This is a genomic window from Sodalis sp. RH14 (assembly GCF_047324285.1).
In the GTDB taxonomy this organism is placed as follows: domain Bacteria; phylum Pseudomonadota; class Gammaproteobacteria; order Enterobacterales; family Enterobacteriaceae; genus Acerihabitans.
This window is the reverse complement of record NZ_CP178739.1, coordinates 4,331,630-4,346,635: the sequence shown is the minus strand read 5'-3', so window position 1 is coordinate 4,346,635 and position 15,006 is coordinate 4,331,630. Positions and strand designations below refer to the sequence as shown.

At 49.5% G+C, this 15,006-nt stretch carries 12 protein-coding genes and 2 pseudogenes; 5 read left to right on the top strand and 9 right to left on the bottom strand.

The window, feature by feature from the left end:
• Window positions 1-133: 133 nt before the first annotated feature.
• A protein-coding gene (locus ACL2XQ_RS19820) for an IS3 family transposase (protein ID WP_413730138.1) occupies window positions 134-1,698 on the bottom strand; the annotation gives its coding sequence in 2 pieces (ribosomal slippage) (window positions 134-1,242 and window positions 1,242-1,698; 1,566 coding nt in all).
• A gap of 103 nt (window positions 1,699-1,801) precedes the next feature.
• Between ACL2XQ_RS19820 and ACL2XQ_RS19815 the strand changes: the two are divergent.
• Window positions 1,802-2,985 (top strand): annotated as a pseudogene (locus tag ACL2XQ_RS19815) (IS3 family transposase); the annotation flags it as partial.
• Between the two features lie 299 nt (window positions 2,986-3,284).
• The gene (locus ACL2XQ_RS19810; protein ID WP_413731550.1) at window positions 3,285-4,118 is read left to right on the top strand and encodes a GIY-YIG nuclease family protein; all 834 of its coding nucleotides are present in this window, start codon (window positions 3,285-3,287) and stop codon (window positions 4,116-4,118) included.
• Between the two features lie 95 nt (window positions 4,119-4,213).
• Here the strand turns inward: ACL2XQ_RS19810 and ACL2XQ_RS19805 are convergent, their stop codons facing one another.
• The 8 genes and pseudogenes from ACL2XQ_RS19805 to ACL2XQ_RS19770 form a co-directional block, all read right to left on the bottom strand.
• The gene (locus tag ACL2XQ_RS19805) at window positions 4,214-5,374 is read right to left on the bottom strand and encodes an IS30 family transposase (protein WP_013203711.1); all 1,161 of its coding nucleotides are present in this window, start codon (window positions 5,372-5,374) and stop codon (window positions 4,214-4,216) included.
• 116 nt (window positions 5,375-5,490) lie between these two features.
• Complete coding sequence (locus tag ACL2XQ_RS19800; protein ID WP_413739590.1) at window positions 5,491-6,603, bottom strand: DUF3800 domain-containing protein; 1,113 nt, start codon at window positions 6,601-6,603, stop codon at window positions 5,491-5,493.
• Window positions 6,604-7,079: 476 nt separating this feature from the next.
• A complete protein-coding gene (locus tag ACL2XQ_RS19795) occupies window positions 7,080-8,240 on the bottom strand; it encodes an IS30 family transposase (protein WP_013203711.1) in 1,161 nt (386 codons plus the stop codon).
• Between the two features lie 403 nt (window positions 8,241-8,643).
• Complete coding sequence (locus ACL2XQ_RS19790) at window positions 8,644-9,486, bottom strand: MBL fold metallo-hydrolase (protein ID WP_413739589.1); 843 nt, start codon at window positions 9,484-9,486, stop codon at window positions 8,644-8,646.
• Window positions 9,487-9,499: 13 nt separating this feature from the next.
• Complete coding sequence (locus tag ACL2XQ_RS19785; RefSeq protein ID WP_413739588.1) at window positions 9,500-9,826, bottom strand: hypothetical protein; 327 nt, start codon at window positions 9,824-9,826, stop codon at window positions 9,500-9,502.
• A gap of 4 nt (window positions 9,827-9,830) precedes the next feature.
• A complete protein-coding gene (locus tag ACL2XQ_RS19780) occupies window positions 9,831-10,190 on the bottom strand; it encodes a hypothetical protein (RefSeq protein ID WP_413739587.1) in 360 nt (119 codons plus the stop codon).
• Window positions 10,191-10,226: 36 nt separating this feature from the next.
• A protein-coding gene (locus ACL2XQ_RS19775) for an IS3 family transposase (RefSeq protein WP_413730138.1) occupies window positions 10,227-11,791 on the bottom strand; the annotation gives its coding sequence in 2 pieces (ribosomal slippage) (window positions 10,227-11,335 and window positions 11,335-11,791; 1,566 coding nt in all).
• Between the two features lie 76 nt (window positions 11,792-11,867).
• Window positions 11,868-12,056, bottom strand: a pseudogene (locus ACL2XQ_RS19770) (sugar ABC transporter); the annotation flags it as partial.
• A gap of 164 nt (window positions 12,057-12,220) precedes the next feature.
• On the opposite strand from ACL2XQ_RS19770, the gene ACL2XQ_RS19765 reads away from it, so the two are divergent.
• From ACL2XQ_RS19765 to ACL2XQ_RS19755, 3 genes are all read left to right on the top strand, one after another.
• Entirely contained in the window at window positions 12,221-13,111 is an 891-nt protein-coding gene (locus tag ACL2XQ_RS19765; RefSeq protein ID WP_413739586.1) for a LysR substrate-binding domain-containing protein, read from the top strand.
• Between the two features lie 324 nt (window positions 13,112-13,435).
• Complete coding sequence (locus tag ACL2XQ_RS19760; protein ID WP_413739585.1) at window positions 13,436-14,326, top strand: oxidoreductase; 891 nt, start codon at window positions 13,436-13,438, stop codon at window positions 14,324-14,326.
• A 138-nt stretch (window positions 14,327-14,464) separates the two neighbouring features.
• A complete protein-coding gene (locus ACL2XQ_RS19755) occupies window positions 14,465-15,004 on the top strand; it encodes a DUF2058 domain-containing protein (RefSeq protein ID WP_413727840.1) in 540 nt (179 codons plus the stop codon).
• Window positions 15,005-15,006: the final 2 nt, after the last annotated feature.

The following is a 15,006-nucleotide window of genomic DNA, read 5'->3' as shown; positions in this document are numbered from 1 at the left end:
AATGCGAGTTTTGCCAGCATCTTTGCTACTTGTATTAGCCCCCTGATGATCCATACACTTTGACCCGCCTAAAATAAGAGGTAGGCTTGGAACTATGCGGTGTTTGTCAAAGATGTTGAGATAAAATTGCGATTTATGCAGCCTGTAAATTCTCGGCGTTTTCTTGTGTCAACGGCCGATCTGGATTGAGTTGAACTTCCTTGTCCCAACCCCAATTTCTTGTCTCACCTCGCCACCGTTCCGGGCACGCAGCGCGGGCGGCTTGATAGACTTGGTGACGCTTTAACAGCAAGGCTTTATCCTTGCCCTGATGGCGCTGCGCCGGCGTCACGAATTTGATCCCGCTGTGGCGGTGGACGTGGCAATACCAATCAATGAAGCGCTTCACCCACTGCCGTGCAGCATCAATCGAGGTAAATCCTTTGCGCGGCCAGGACGGCCAATATTTCAATGTACGAAAGATTGATTCTGCGTACGGATTGTCATTGGATACCCGCGGCCGACTAAAGGATGACGTTATACCCAGGGCTTCCATCTTGGCCTTCAGCGTATAACTTTTCATCGGCGCACCGTTATCCGAGTGCAGTACCAAGGGTTGCATAGCACAGCGCTGCCCCAGGACACATCGTTGTAGCAGATCTGCCGCCAGCTCGCCGGTCTCTTCATCATGGACTTCCCAACCCACCGGGTAGCGACTGAATAGGTCTTCAAATAAATACAGCTTATAATACAGCCCCTTAACACTACTCGGCAACCAGGTCACGTCCCACATCCAGACCTGGTTAGGGGCGGTGGCGGTAAAGCTGGTCGGTTTTGCCACGCGCACAGCCTTGGCGGCACGTCCACGATGCTGCACTTGACCCGCCTCTCTTAATACCCGATACATCGTCGATTCAGAGGCCATGTAGCAACCCTCGTCTGCCAGAATCGGTACGATCTGACTCGGCGGAACGCTGTCGAAACGCGCGCTATTGCATACCGCCAACACCGACTGGCGTTCCGTTGAGCTCAGTTTGTTGGCCGGCTCAGGGCGGTCAATCAATGGACGCTGATCCGCAATAACAGCACCATCCTGTTGCCACCGATACCAACTGTGAACAGAGATCCCTACCCCCTCGCAAGAACGGTACAACGATGCGCCATCATTGCACGCCTGCTGAACCCAGGCGGTGATCTGTTCCCGGTACGCCAGAGGAGTTAATCGTCCTCGTTGTCGCCCCAAAGGGCGCGAACTTTTTTTTGCAGGATCAGTAATGCCGCTGCCTCCGCCAGTGCTTTATCTTTACGCAGGACTTCGCGCTCAAGACGTTTAATTTGCTTACGCTGGGCCTTATTCTGCTGTGCGCTGGCCGCATCATTAAAACCGCCTGGCTCTGCATGGGCCTGGATCGATATTTCGCGCCACTGCTTAACCTGCTCTGGGAAAAGACCTTTGGCTCGGCAATACTCGCTCAACTCGATCTCCGACATCGACGAGGTTTCGACGACGACGGCGAATTTAGTTTGCGCAGACCAATTCTCACTGCTGCGATCATGTTCGGGCACAGGGCGACCTTCTTTGCGAAGCTGATTACGCCAATTGTACAGTGTAGCTTCTGAAATCCCTTCTCTTTGTGCCAATTCACGGATGGTCGGCGGATGAGGGGCAAGCATTTTACTTAAAATGGCGTCCTTGCGAGCCTGAGGTAAACGCGACATGGTGATGCTCCGGCCCCCTGGATTGAGAATGAAATCCCGAAAAAGGGATCTTCTCAACTACTCTGACACAGGGGGTATGTTCAAGACTGGTCAAAGCGAAATCATGGGTACTGTTCTTACTGAGCCAGAGCGACGCCGTCGTCGCACTCCGCAGGAGAAGATCGCCATCGTTCAGGAGACCTTCCAGCCAGGAAGCTCCGTTTCTCTTGTCGCTCGTCGTCATAATGTGAATGCTAATCAAGTCTTTAAATGGCGTAAGCAATACCAGGATGGCAGCCTGACGGCGGTCTCTGCCGGCGAAGAAGTTGTGCCGGCTTCTGAGTTAAACAGTGCCATGAAACAGATCCGTGAACTCCAGCGTCTCCTGGGTAAGAAAACCATGGAAAATGAGATCCTTAAGGAGGCGGTAGAATACGGCAAAGCAAAAAAATGGATTGCGCACGGACCCTTATTGCCCGGGGACGACGAGTAAAACCAGTGAGTGAAGCTCTGGGTGTGTCGCGTGCGCAGCTCTCGCTTTATCGTTATCGGCAGGCTGACTGGCAGGACGGTCGCATGCAGCGGCATCAAGATGACGCCGAATTACTGGAACACATCCGTGCCGAAGTTGCCGACCTTCCGAGTTATGGCTATCGACGCATCTGGGCTAATCTGCGCCGCCGTTCGGAGCAGGAAGGTCTGCCGAGGGTGAACGCAAAACGGGTATGGCGCGTGATGCGTGACAACGGCTTGTTGTTAGAGTCGAAACCCCGTCCCACACCGGATACCCGTCGTCACACAGGCCGGGTGGCGGTGGCCGAAAGCAATCGGCGCTGGAGTTCGGATGGCTTCGAGTTCCGCTGCGATAACGGCGAAAAGCTGCGGGTCACCTTCGCCATCGACTGTGGCGACAGGGAAGCCTTGGACTGGGCGGCCAGCACCGGCGGTTATGACAGCGATACGGTACAGGACGTTATGCTACGCTCAGTTGAACGCCGGTTCGGGCAAAACCTGCCGACAGCGCCCCTCGAATGGCTGACGGATAACGGTTCGGCCTATCGTGCCGATGAAACCCGGAGCTTCGCTAAAATGCTGGGCCTGGAGCCCCGAACGACCGCGATCAGAAGTCCACAAAGTAATGGTGTAGCAGAAAGCTTCGTTAAGACGATGAAGCGTGATTATATCGGCATGATGCCAAAACCGGACAGCCAGACGGCAGTGTTAAACCTGTCGTTAGCGTTCGAACATTACAACGAATATCACCCGCACAGCGCTTTAGGATATCGCTCACCAAGAGAATATCGGCGCAGGGGGAAACCATCAACCTAAGCGGGAATAGGTGCATGGATATATGGGGTCAAAACCACTACTGGCCGCGCTGCTGCTGCTTGTTGAATGCCAGCAATGGATAGAATTAACTGAGTGTCCAGGCTGACAGTTGTTGCGCCACAACCGTGATGATTTTTCATATCTTTTGTGTGCCAAGAGCGGACGTTGATGGCATCGAACTATATAATTTTATGGGCAATAGTTTAGCGTAATGCGGGCGTGTAAAGTAAAGTCACGGCAAAGAGTCAAAAGACTCAACTTATCATTAAGGAGCAGTTTTGAAGCTTTTTGATTATTTGAAGATGGAGTTTCCGGATCTGACACCTGAAACCACCAAAGTCCATCTTGCGCAAATGAATGATTACAAAGAGGATCCGCTGGTTAAATTCCGGGAAGAGACTTTCGACGACTGGCAGTGTTGGCAGAAGAAGCTGGATTTTACACGCAGGTATGTCGTTTCACTGATTAAGATCCCAGGGACTGAAACCTGGATGTTTGCGGGAGCCTTTCAACAAACAGGCAATGCAGGAAAGAAAACCTACCCTAACCGTAAGGAACTTTATTATCAGTACTATCTTCATAAAATCCTTGAGACTGAAGAATACGCGGGGCGGATGTATATCAGCTTTAAAAATCCGGCCCGCAACTTCATCCGTCTGGGCGAAAGTATTCAGAACAAATTGATAATAAACTCTATCTCCCCGGTACGTCAGAGCTTCGGCGAGTTTCCCGGTTACCGTAACATTGTGCTAGACCGTAACAGCATAGGAGCGATCCTCAGGCTTAATTTGCAATCTTGGCGCACCGCACTATCTGTTGTTAAAGGTATTTATGTATTAACTGATCGTGATGGCGGAAAGCTCTATGTGGGAAAAGCCGATGGAATAGAGGGAATATGGGGTAGATGGGAATATTATTTTGGCTCCGGACATGGTGGGAATGTAGGGCTTAAGGAAGCTTTCGGTACTGGCGATGAAAACAGGCTGCAGAATATCACTTTTTCGATCCTCGAAGTTATGGACTCCAATGCCGAGGACGGAGAGATTGACCGCCGCGAAAGCCACTGGAAACAAATACTGCTCTCACGGGAGTTTGGCCATAACCGAAACTAATAAAGCCTGTGAAAACACTCTGGCATGTTCTCCATTGATTAGCACACATGATCCACTGTGGGAGCAATTACGAGCTTCCGCTTTTCGCTGTGAGTTCAACCGATGGATGCAACACATTGGTTAAAACGCTCTGCGGGTGATTCATAGTCTAGCGTTTTTCTTGGCCTCTCGTTGAGCTGCCTGGCAACACTGTTTAGTCTTTGCTGGCTGTGAACCGATAAGTCAGTTCCTTTTGGAAAATACTGCCTAAGCAATCTGTTCGTATTTTCATTGGAGCCGCGTTGCCAGGGAGATTGTGGATCACAAAAATAGACCTCAATTTCTGTTGCTACAGTAAAAAGGGTGTGATTAGTCATTTCCGCCCCTCGATCCCAAGTTAATGTTTTATAAAGTTCAACAGGCAGCTGCCGGGCTTGTTTGATTAGTGCGGATATGACTGTGGCTGTCTTGTTATCACTGATTTTGGCAAGCATAACAAAGCGGGAATGGCGTTCTACCATCGTGACAATATATGAGTTTTTAGAGCCCTGTATTAGGTCTCCCTCCCAGTGACCTGGTATAGCTCTGTCTGCAACATCAGATGGCCTTTCGCTGATGGGTATTGCATCCGGTATTGAGCCTAATCCCTTTCCTTTAAGTGATGTCGTTCTGGATTTACGTACTACTCTCCCGCTTCTTAGGCACTGCTGCAGCTCTTTTTTTAAAGCTCCCCGGGTTTGTATAAAAAGCGTTTTATAAATCGTTTCGTGTGACACCTGCATTTCCTGATTATCCGGATAACAGCGTTTAAGCCAACCGGCGATTTGTTCCGGCGACCAGTCCTGATACATCTTCTCTGCAATGATTTTACACAATGCGGGGCATCCAATTAGCTTGCAAGGTTTTGGCCTCAGGGCACTGTCCCACGCGTCCTTATCCGCTTTTGCAGCTCGGTAATGTTTTGCACCTCCATGCCTTTTGATCTCGCGGCTAATAGTTGAAGGGGCTCTTGATAATTTGTCGGCGATGTCCCTGATGCTACTTTTTGCTACCAGCCCCCTGGATATTTCCTCTCTTTCATCAAGTGAAAGAGCCAGCCGGTGTCGCTTTCTGACAGAAGGGCGATAACCACCAGTTTGGTGAATAGTGGGCATAACAGAAGAGTGATATCTGTCGAACATTCTGGCGATATCATGCAGGGAATCACCTTGCTTATACCTGTCCCAGATAATCGCTTTCTGTTCTGGCGTGTAGTAAATGCGCGTTCTTCGTTTCATGGCAACGTCCCCCCTTGTTTAAGGATAGCGTTGCGTCGACCCGTTGAACTCACAGCTCAAAGCAGACATCATGCTCTTGCTTTCCGGGGGCTCTGTGCCAAAGCAGACTTCAACCTTTACAATTTTACACCATGTAAAAACCGGTTATTTCTTCGTTGCTCTCCCTCGCTGCTAACTACATTAAAAAATCCTCTGCTAACATCATCAGAAACATCAATAATCTGTTTTAACGCAGAAAGTGTCTTAAATTGCTTGCTAGTTAAGTCTGCCTTATCAAGCACTAATTGCTCGTCATTTACATCTTTTAAGTAAGAAAAATACTTACCCAAAAAGCCTGCGATAACATCAGATAGTTGTACAGCCTCTGAGTTGTGGGATTTAACGAATTCATGATTCAGTATTGGCATGCCATTTTCAGTTAACGGGAAATCTTTAATTTCATCCTGAATGTTTTTTTCTTCATCAAATATGTGAATGGAATTTTTAAATAGATACAAGTTCCTTAAATAAAATACCATAAAGCTATCGATCAGTTCTCGACCATGAAATCCCGATATGAACGGTAGTTCTTCGATTTTCAGAGATTCTTTAACCAAATTTTCGAGTACATTCGCTCGAAAATCCGACAGCATACAACTGTGCATGCATGTAAAATCGATAAGCCATAGGCAAAACTCATGAGCTTTTTCTTCTGGAATATCTGGGTAGTTAAATTCATGTAGAACATTCAGGAAAACATCAGAATTGCTATTAGCAAGCTCATAAAAATCGCTCTTAAGTGACATGTGATTCATGATATAAAAAGGATGATGTAACTCACCAATAATAGAATCAATAATGTCAATAACAGACCAGTATGTGATATTAAGATTAAAATAATGGATGTAGAATTTGTTTTCGATGAACCAGTTTAGAATAATTAAAAGCTTATCAGATTTAAGCATATTCAAAAAATCACCCTTAGCAATATGCTTGAGTTTTAGCTCATGGGTGTTTTTTTGAAGATTAAGCATTTGAAATAGGGTTGAATAATCACTGCCAGTGCTTAACCCTTTGTGTAGTATTCCTGCAAGGACGAAATTATCCGCCTTGTTAACATTAAAGCCAGCATTTTTTAAATATAGCTTTCGGATATTATTCGTTTCATCATAATAAAACGTATAGACTTCATCAGTATTTTGAAGACCATTATGCTGGATGAGAATCTCTCTAAGTTCATTGACATCCATTTTATTCCCCTTATGCAATTCTCAAAAGAAGGTCAATTTCAGCAATCATCATATAAATCACCAATTTCTAGAGTCGGTTCTGACTCGTTTTGAATGATGGTTTTAGAACATAAAATAGACGTTTTGAATCGTCACGGATAATCTAGACACTTCCGAGCCGCTGATAATATTGCCCATGTTTGATCTGTGCGACGCCTAGCTGCGAACAGGCCAAGTATGTCATTAGAATCATCATAAGTTAAACCCGCATATGACAAGCCATCATAACTTTGCCATGCTGCAATTGGTGGAGCACTACCAAAGCCATGACCACAGGGCAATGCAAGGGCATAAACATCAAATAGAGATTGTGGCAGCTTTTTCATATATACAGGCAAATATCCCTAAATATTTTCGAAACACCTGTAGCGGATTGTGAACAGGTTTTAAGTTAGCCTAACAAACATACTAATGAATGTCTGCTATTCGCTGTGAGTTCAACCGATGGATGCAACACATTGGTTAAAACGCTCTGCGGGTGATTCATAGTCTAGCGTTTTTCTTGGCCTCTCGTTGAGCTGCCTGGCAACACTGTTTAGTCTTTGCTGGCTGTGAACCGATAAGTCAGTTCCTTTTGGAAAATACTGCCTAAGCAATCTGTTCGTATTTTCATTGGAGCCGCGTTGCCAGGGAGATTGTGGATCACAAAAATAGACCTCAATTTCTGTTGCTACAGTAAAAAGGGTGTGATTAGTCATTTCCGCCCCTCGATCCCAAGTTAATGTTTTATAAAGTTCAACAGGCAGCTGCCGGGCTTGTTTGATTAGTGCGGATATGACTGTGGCTGTCTTGTTATCACTGATTTTGGCAAGCATAACAAAGCGGGAATGGCGTTCTACCATCGTGACAATATATGAGTTTTTAGAGCCCTGTATTAGGTCTCCCTCCCAGTGACCTGGTATAGCTCTGTCTGCAACATCAGATGGCCTTTCGCTGATGGGTATTGCATCCGGTATTGAGCCTAATCCCTTTCCTTTAAGTGATGTCGTTCTGGATTTACGTACTACTCTCCCGCTTCTTAGGCACTGCTGCAGCTCTTTTTTTAAAGCTCCCCGGGTTTGTATAAAAAGCGTTTTATAAATCGTTTCGTGTGACACCTGCATTTCCTGATTATCCGGATAACAGCGTTTAAGCCAACCGGCGATTTGTTCCGGCGACCAGTCCTGATACATCTTCTCTGCAATGATTTTACACAATGCGGGGCATCCAATTAGCTTGCAAGGTTTTGGCCTCAGGGCACTGTCCCACGCGTCCTTATCCGCTTTTGCAGCTCGGTAATGTTTTGCACCTCCATGCCTTTTGATCTCGCGGCTAATAGTTGAAGGGGCTCTTGATAATTTGTCGGCGATGTCCCTGATGCTACTTTTTGCTACCAGCCCCCTGGATATTTCCTCTCTTTCATCAAGTGAAAGAGCCAGCCGGTGTCGCTTTCTGACAGAAGGGCGATAACCACCAGTTTGGTGAATAGTGGGCATAACAGAAGAGTGATATCTGTCGAACATTCTGGCGATATCATGCAGGGAATCACCTTGCTTATACCTGTCCCAGATAATCGCTTTCTGTTCTGGCGTGTAGTAAATGCGCGTTCTTCGTTTCATGGCAACGTCCCCCCTTGTTTAAGGATAGCGTTGCGTCGACCCGTTGAACTCACAGCTCATATCGGACTATTCACATCAGCATGTCTGCTTCGTACCCAGGCTGTGTGAAAAGACTTTTGGTTACAGAGACTGTCAAAAGCAGAGCTGAAAACCGTGCTTATACGTAAAATTCGGCTCTACTAACCGGTCGATTAATTTCAGATTTTGCGTAGACACGCGCACTTCAGTTTTTGACTAGGGTTTTCACACAGCCTGCGCCACGAGCAAACACGACTAACATCGCGGTGCGTTAATCAATGGAGAGCAGATCGCCCTCTCCTGGCTTACTCCTCTACCACTTCTGGTTTTTTGGAAGCGGTTAAGTGATTTGCGAACAGGTATTTCATGAGATGCGAATAGCCATTCATTCTTCCGGGTAGGAAATTCGATATCCGCCATCAGCCATGAGAACGCTGGCAAACCCCCGACGCTCTAAGTGCATGCCTGCAACGAGCAGTTTTTCCTTGACTGCCTGTTCCAGGAGTTTTTTCCGAGTGTCTTCGGCCTGAGCGGGATTGCAGTCAAATACAATGGAAACGGCCGGGTGTGCTGACTGGATATGCGGGAAGTGGACGATGTCTCCCCATATCAATAAGCATTTATCACCTGAATCGATGCGGAATCCGGTATGGCCTGGCGTGTGACCCGGCAGCCATACCGGGAGAATGCCCCCGGTTATCTCCTTCCCGTCCAGAAAGCGCAAGTTCTGCGCATACGCTTCTAACGTTCGGCGGACCAGCTTAAAATTACGCTGCCCACGCTCGCTGGCCATTTTTAATCTTTCATCATCCCGCCAGTATTCCGCTTCAAGAGGATGAAGATAGAGTTCAGCATGTTTATAGACTGGCCTTCCTTCAGCATCCAGCAGGCCGCCAATATGGTCAGGATGGCCGTGCGTCAATAAGACGGTGTCCACGTCAGCGGGGCTTACCCCCGCTGCACCGAGGTTTCTTTTGAGCAGCCCTCCGACGTTGTTCAGGCCTCCCGCGCCGGCGTCAACCAGAATGGTGCGTCCCTGACCGCGGATCAGATAACAGTTGATATGGATATTACCGGGTTCAGCGATCCCGGCGCTGCGCTGAATTAACCCAGCATCCGCCGTCTCAATGCCTGAAAGTAAATCCAGGCTGGCTGACATATTGCCATCACTCAGGGCGGTAACCAGAAAATCCCCAATCTGACGGGATGTGAAAGGCGGATGGTTCATAAATTCCTCATGGTCAGTTTCGAGCGAATATTTGTGGTGCGCTCGAGCCAAAACAGCGGATACGCGCCATTAGCCCCGAGGCCAGCCGAATGGCCAGATCCAGTTCACGCATAAACTTTTCCATCACGTCCGGCACACGCGATTTTGTCAGGCGATAACAGAGTTCGGCATACACCGGATGCCCGCATCCCGGCCTGACATCGACATATATGATGTGAACTTTTTCTGCTTCTGCGCCGAGAATCTCACTGCACAGTGCGCGGCAGATATGGGTGAAATCGGAGAGATCGGTGAACCTGTCAGACTGATCTTCAGAAATGTAAAAAGTCAGATTTGGCATGATTTTATTGTTTTCCTCTCTGGTGACCCTTAGCAGGGTTCTGCAATTGCGGTGTAAGCGTTTCGTAGAGGTAGGCTCCGGGGACTTCTGCTAACTGCGCGGCATTTTCACGTGCAAGAACGTACGCAACGCGCCGTTCCGGGGATTTATCCAGCCCTGACGCCTGCATTGCCAGTGCCCGGTATCCCAGCCCGCTCTCGATAAAGCCGATCGGCCGGGCGCTGAGCAGCAGCAGTTCATCCGAGGATACGGCCGGAGCCGGGCCTTCACACTCATACAGATTACGGTGCCAGTCAGTGATGTGCTCCTGCCAGCGCGAGAAATTACCGCCGCCTTTCAGCCGGTATTCGTCACTGGAGATCACCGGTGTTTGTCAAAGATGTTGAGATAAAATTGCGATTTATGCAGCCTGTAAATTCTCGGCGTTTTCTTGTGTCAACGGCCGATCTGGATTGAGTTGAACTTCCTTGTCCCAACCCCAATTTCTTGTCTCACCTCGCCACCGTTCCGGGCACGCAGCGCGGGCGGCTTGATAGACTTGGTGACGCTTTAACAGCAAGGCTTTATCCTTGCCCTGATGGCGCTGCGCCGGCGTCACGAATTTGATCCCGCTGTGGCGGTGGACGTGGCAATACCAATCAATGAAGCGCTTCACCCACTGCCGTGCAGCATCAATCGAGGTAAATCCTTTGCGCGGCCAGGACGGCCAATATTTCAATGTACGAAAGATTGATTCTGCGTACGGATTGTCATTGGATACCCGCGGCCGACTAAAGGATGACGTTATACCCAGGGCTTCCATCTTGGCCTTCAGCGTATAACTTTTCATCGGCGCACCGTTATCCGAGTGCAGTACCAAGGGTTGCATAGCACAGCGCTGCCCCAGGACACATCGTTGTAGCAGATCTGCCGCCAGCTCGCCGGTCTCTTCATCATGGACTTCCCAACCCACCGGGTAGCGACTGAATAGGTCTTCAAATAAATACAGCTTATAATACAGCCCCTTAACACTACTCGGCAACCAGGTCACGTCCCACATCCAGACCTGGTTAGGGGCGGTGGCGGTAAAGCTGGTCGGTTTTGCCACGCGCACAGCCTTGGCGGCACGTCCACGATGCTGCACTTGACCCGCCTCTCTTAATACCCGATACATCGTCGATTCAGAGGCCATGTAGCAACCCTCGTCTGCCAGAATCGGTACGATCTGACTCGGCGGAACGCTGTCGAAACGCGCGCTATTGCATACCGCCAACACCGACTGGCGTTCCGTTGAGCTCAGTTTGTTGGCCGGCTCAGGGCGGTCAATCAATGGACGCTGATCCGCAATAACAGCACCATCCTGTTGCCACCGATACCAACTGTGAACAGAGATCCCTACCCCCTCGCAAGAACGGTACAACGATGCGCCATCATTGCACGCCTGCTGAACCCAGGCGGTGATCTGTTCCCGGTACGCCAGAGGAGTTAATCGTCCTCGTTGTCGCCCCAAAGGGCGCGAACTTTTTTTTGCAGGATCAGTAATGCCGCTGCCTCCGCCAGTGCTTTATCTTTACGCAGGACTTCGCGCTCAAGACGTTTAATTTGCTTACGCTGGGCCTTATTCTGCTGTGCGCTGGCCGCATCATTAAAACCGCCTGGCTCTGCATGGGCCTGGATCGATATTTCGCGCCACTGCTTAACCTGCTCTGGGAAAAGACCTTTGGCTCGGCAATACTCGCTCAACTCGATCTCCGACATCGACGAGGTTTCGACGACGACGGCGAATTTAGTTTGCGCAGACCAATTCTCACTGCTGCGATCATGTTCGGGCACAGGGCGACCTTCTTTGCGAAGCTGATTACGCCAATTGTACAGTGTAGCTTCTGAAATCCCTTCTCTTTGTGCCAATTCACGGATGGTCGGCGGATGAGGGGCAAGCATTTTACTTAAAATGGCGTCCTTGCGAGCCTGAGGTAAACGCGACATGGTGATGCTCCGGCCCCCTGGATTGAGAATGAAATCCCGAAAAAGGGATCTTCTCAACTACTCTGACACAGGGGGTCACATCCGCATCCTTAATGGTATGAAGGGCGAGATAAACAGGGCAGCCAGGTTTCAGGGCCCGGAAGCGCTGGGAAGTGCTGAATCCGGTGACGGAGACCAGCGCCGGCAGTTTTTCCCGGCTGTAAAATTCATTCCAGTCTTCCTCGCTTCCGGGATTGGCATAGGTGCATTCCACGATATACAACATTGACTAACCTCTGCATGAATAAACGGCAGGAATCTCATGAGCCCGTTTAATGATTTTTCATCATGCTACATGCTGTTTTTTTGGCTATAAATCGATATTATTTCATGGTTTAGTGATATTCAGTCACTGATGGGTCACCCTATACACACAACAGGGGCGGTTTTATGCGCAGAAAAATTCCCAGCAGCACTTCCCTGCAGGCTTTTGAGGCTGCCGCAAGGCACGGTAATTTTGCCCGGGCCGCAGAGGAGTTATCGCTGACGGAAGGCGCCATCAGCCGGCAGATTGCGCGCCTTGAATCTTTGCTGAACTGCAAACTGTTTGACCGTACCGGAAGCCGCGTCAAGCTTAATCCTGTAGGTGCGCGCTATGCACATCACATACGCGAAACGCTCGAACGACTCGACAGGGATACTCAATACATAATGGGGATGCCTGAAGGAAGCAAAAGTCTGGAAATTGCCGTCCTGCCGACGTTTTCCAGTCGATGGCTGATTCCCCGCCTGATCGGCTTTAGATCTATGCATCCGGATATCACATTACATATTGCGGCCAGAACCGACCCATTCATTCTCACCGGGAGTGGCTTTGACGCCGCAGTTCATTTTGAACATCCCGCATGGGCAGGGATGCGTTTGCATTTTCTCTTTCAGGAAAAGCTGGTGCCTGTATGCCATCCTGCACTGTTAACGGACAAGAACGTCTATGAGAGGTTGAACGAACTACCGCGTATTCACCGGCGGCAGAATCCGGAAGCATGGCATCACTATGCCCAGGAAAACGGAATAATCTTTGATAATCCGGCGCAAGGTGTCCGGTATGACCTTCATGAAATGGCAATAGCTGCCGCTTTGGCGGGACAAGGCGTGGCAATGGTGCCGCGTATGTACGTCGAAAAAGAACTGCGTAGCGGAGCGCTTGTCGCACCCTGGCCAGAATCAGAAAACCTGAGCAAAAAATTCTGTTTGGTAAAACCGGTGGAAACAGGAATAAATGAACCTGCACTGCAGGATTTTGAACGCTGGCTACTGGCTGAAATTATTGGCGGGACATGACAGAATTGGGGTGACATAGTGTGGGCTGGTGTATGCCAACCGTCCCTGCCAAAATGAGGACCGGACTGCTAAGCGTCATCGGAACCATCATGAAATTCCGTCGCTGGTTACTGGCAGAATCACAACAGGCGCAGCTCAGTTACCATTACTACATGAGTATTTACTCATGCCTCGATGACGACACTTCACTTTTCATCCGGGCGCGCGCTGTTTAGCATGAGCCTATGCCTGGACACATTATTTTGCTTACGTTATTCGCCGCCCTGCAACATGCCAGCTGGAACGCCTTATTACGCGGCGGTACTCACATCAGGAGAACACAAGATGTCTGATCATCCCACAATTGCTCTTATTGGTCCGGGTGCTATCGGTACCACCATCGCCGCTGTACTGCATGAAGTTGACCGCACGCCTGTCCTTTGCGGGCGCACCGCGCATCCGCAGTTAATTCTGCGTCACGATGAGGGTGAAATTGTGGTGCCCGGTCCGGTATTGACTCGTCCGGTGACTATCAGCCACCCGTTCGATCTGGTGTTTATCGCGGTGAAAACCACCCAGGTAGCTGACAGCGCCCACTGGCTGGCCGCACTGTGCGATGAAAACACTGTGGTATGCGCACTGCAAAATGGCGTCGAGCAGAAAACCCAACTGGAACCCTTGGTCAACGGCGCAACGGTGCTGCCTTCGGTAGTGTGGTTCCCGGCACAGCGCGAGCCGGATGCCTCAGTCTGGCTGCGCGCCAAACCGCGCCTGACGCTGCCGGATGTGGCGCCGGCAAAACGGGTCGCGGATGCGCTCAGCGGCACACGCTGCGCGGTTGAGCAGTCAGCCGATTTTATCTCCATCGCCTGGCGCAAACTGCTGCAGAATGCGGTCGCGGGTCTGATGGTACTGGCGAATCGCCGTGCCGGGATGTTCTCACGCGAGGATATCACTGAACTGGCACTGGCTTATCTGCGTGAGTGTCTGACGGTTGCGCGAGCGGAAGGTGCTGTACTGGATGATAACGTTCCGCAGGAAATCGTTAACGGCTTTCATCATGCGCCTGCGGATCTGGGCACCTCCATTCTCGCGGACCGGCAGGCCAATCGCCCACTGGAGTGGGATATCCGCAACGGTGTGATACAGCGTTATGGTCGCTCACAGGGTATTCCCACGCCCATCAGCGACGTGCTGGTGCCATTGCTGGCGGCAGGGAGCGAGGGGCCGGGCTGAAATCCTAAGGGCAGGCCACGCCAACCTCTGATAGACCCGCCAAACTCATGCCGCACGGTGATCAGGTGCTCAATCTGGTACAGCCTCATACATTACGGGTATAATCACACAAATTATTCGACTGTTTGAGAAACGAAGATGACAAAACTCACCTTACAAGAGCAGATGCTAAAAGCTGGATTAGTAACCAGCAAAAAAATAGCCAAAGTCCAAAAAACGGCTAAAAAATCACGAGCGCAGGCCCGTGAGGCAAGGGAGGCCGTGGAAGAAAATAAAAAAGCCCAGCTTGAACGTGATAAACAGCTCAGCGAGCAACAAAAACACGCTGCTTTATCGAAAGAATATAAAGCCCAGGTGAAGCAGTTAATTGAAATGAATCGAATCAATATTGCCAGAGGCGATATTGATTTTAACTTCACAGATAATAATCTCATTAAAAAGATAGCTGTGGACAAGCTGACTCAATCTCAGCTGATCAGTGGCCGTCTCGCCATTGCCCGGTTGGTTGATGATAACAGCGGCGTGAGTAAATACGCTATTATCCCGGCGAGCGTAGCCGATAAAATTGCGCAGCGAGATGCGAACAGTATTGTATTAAATAGTGCGCTAAGTCAGGAAGAACAAGATGAAGAAGATCCGTATGCCGATTTTAAAGTGCCGGATGATTTGATGTGGTAATC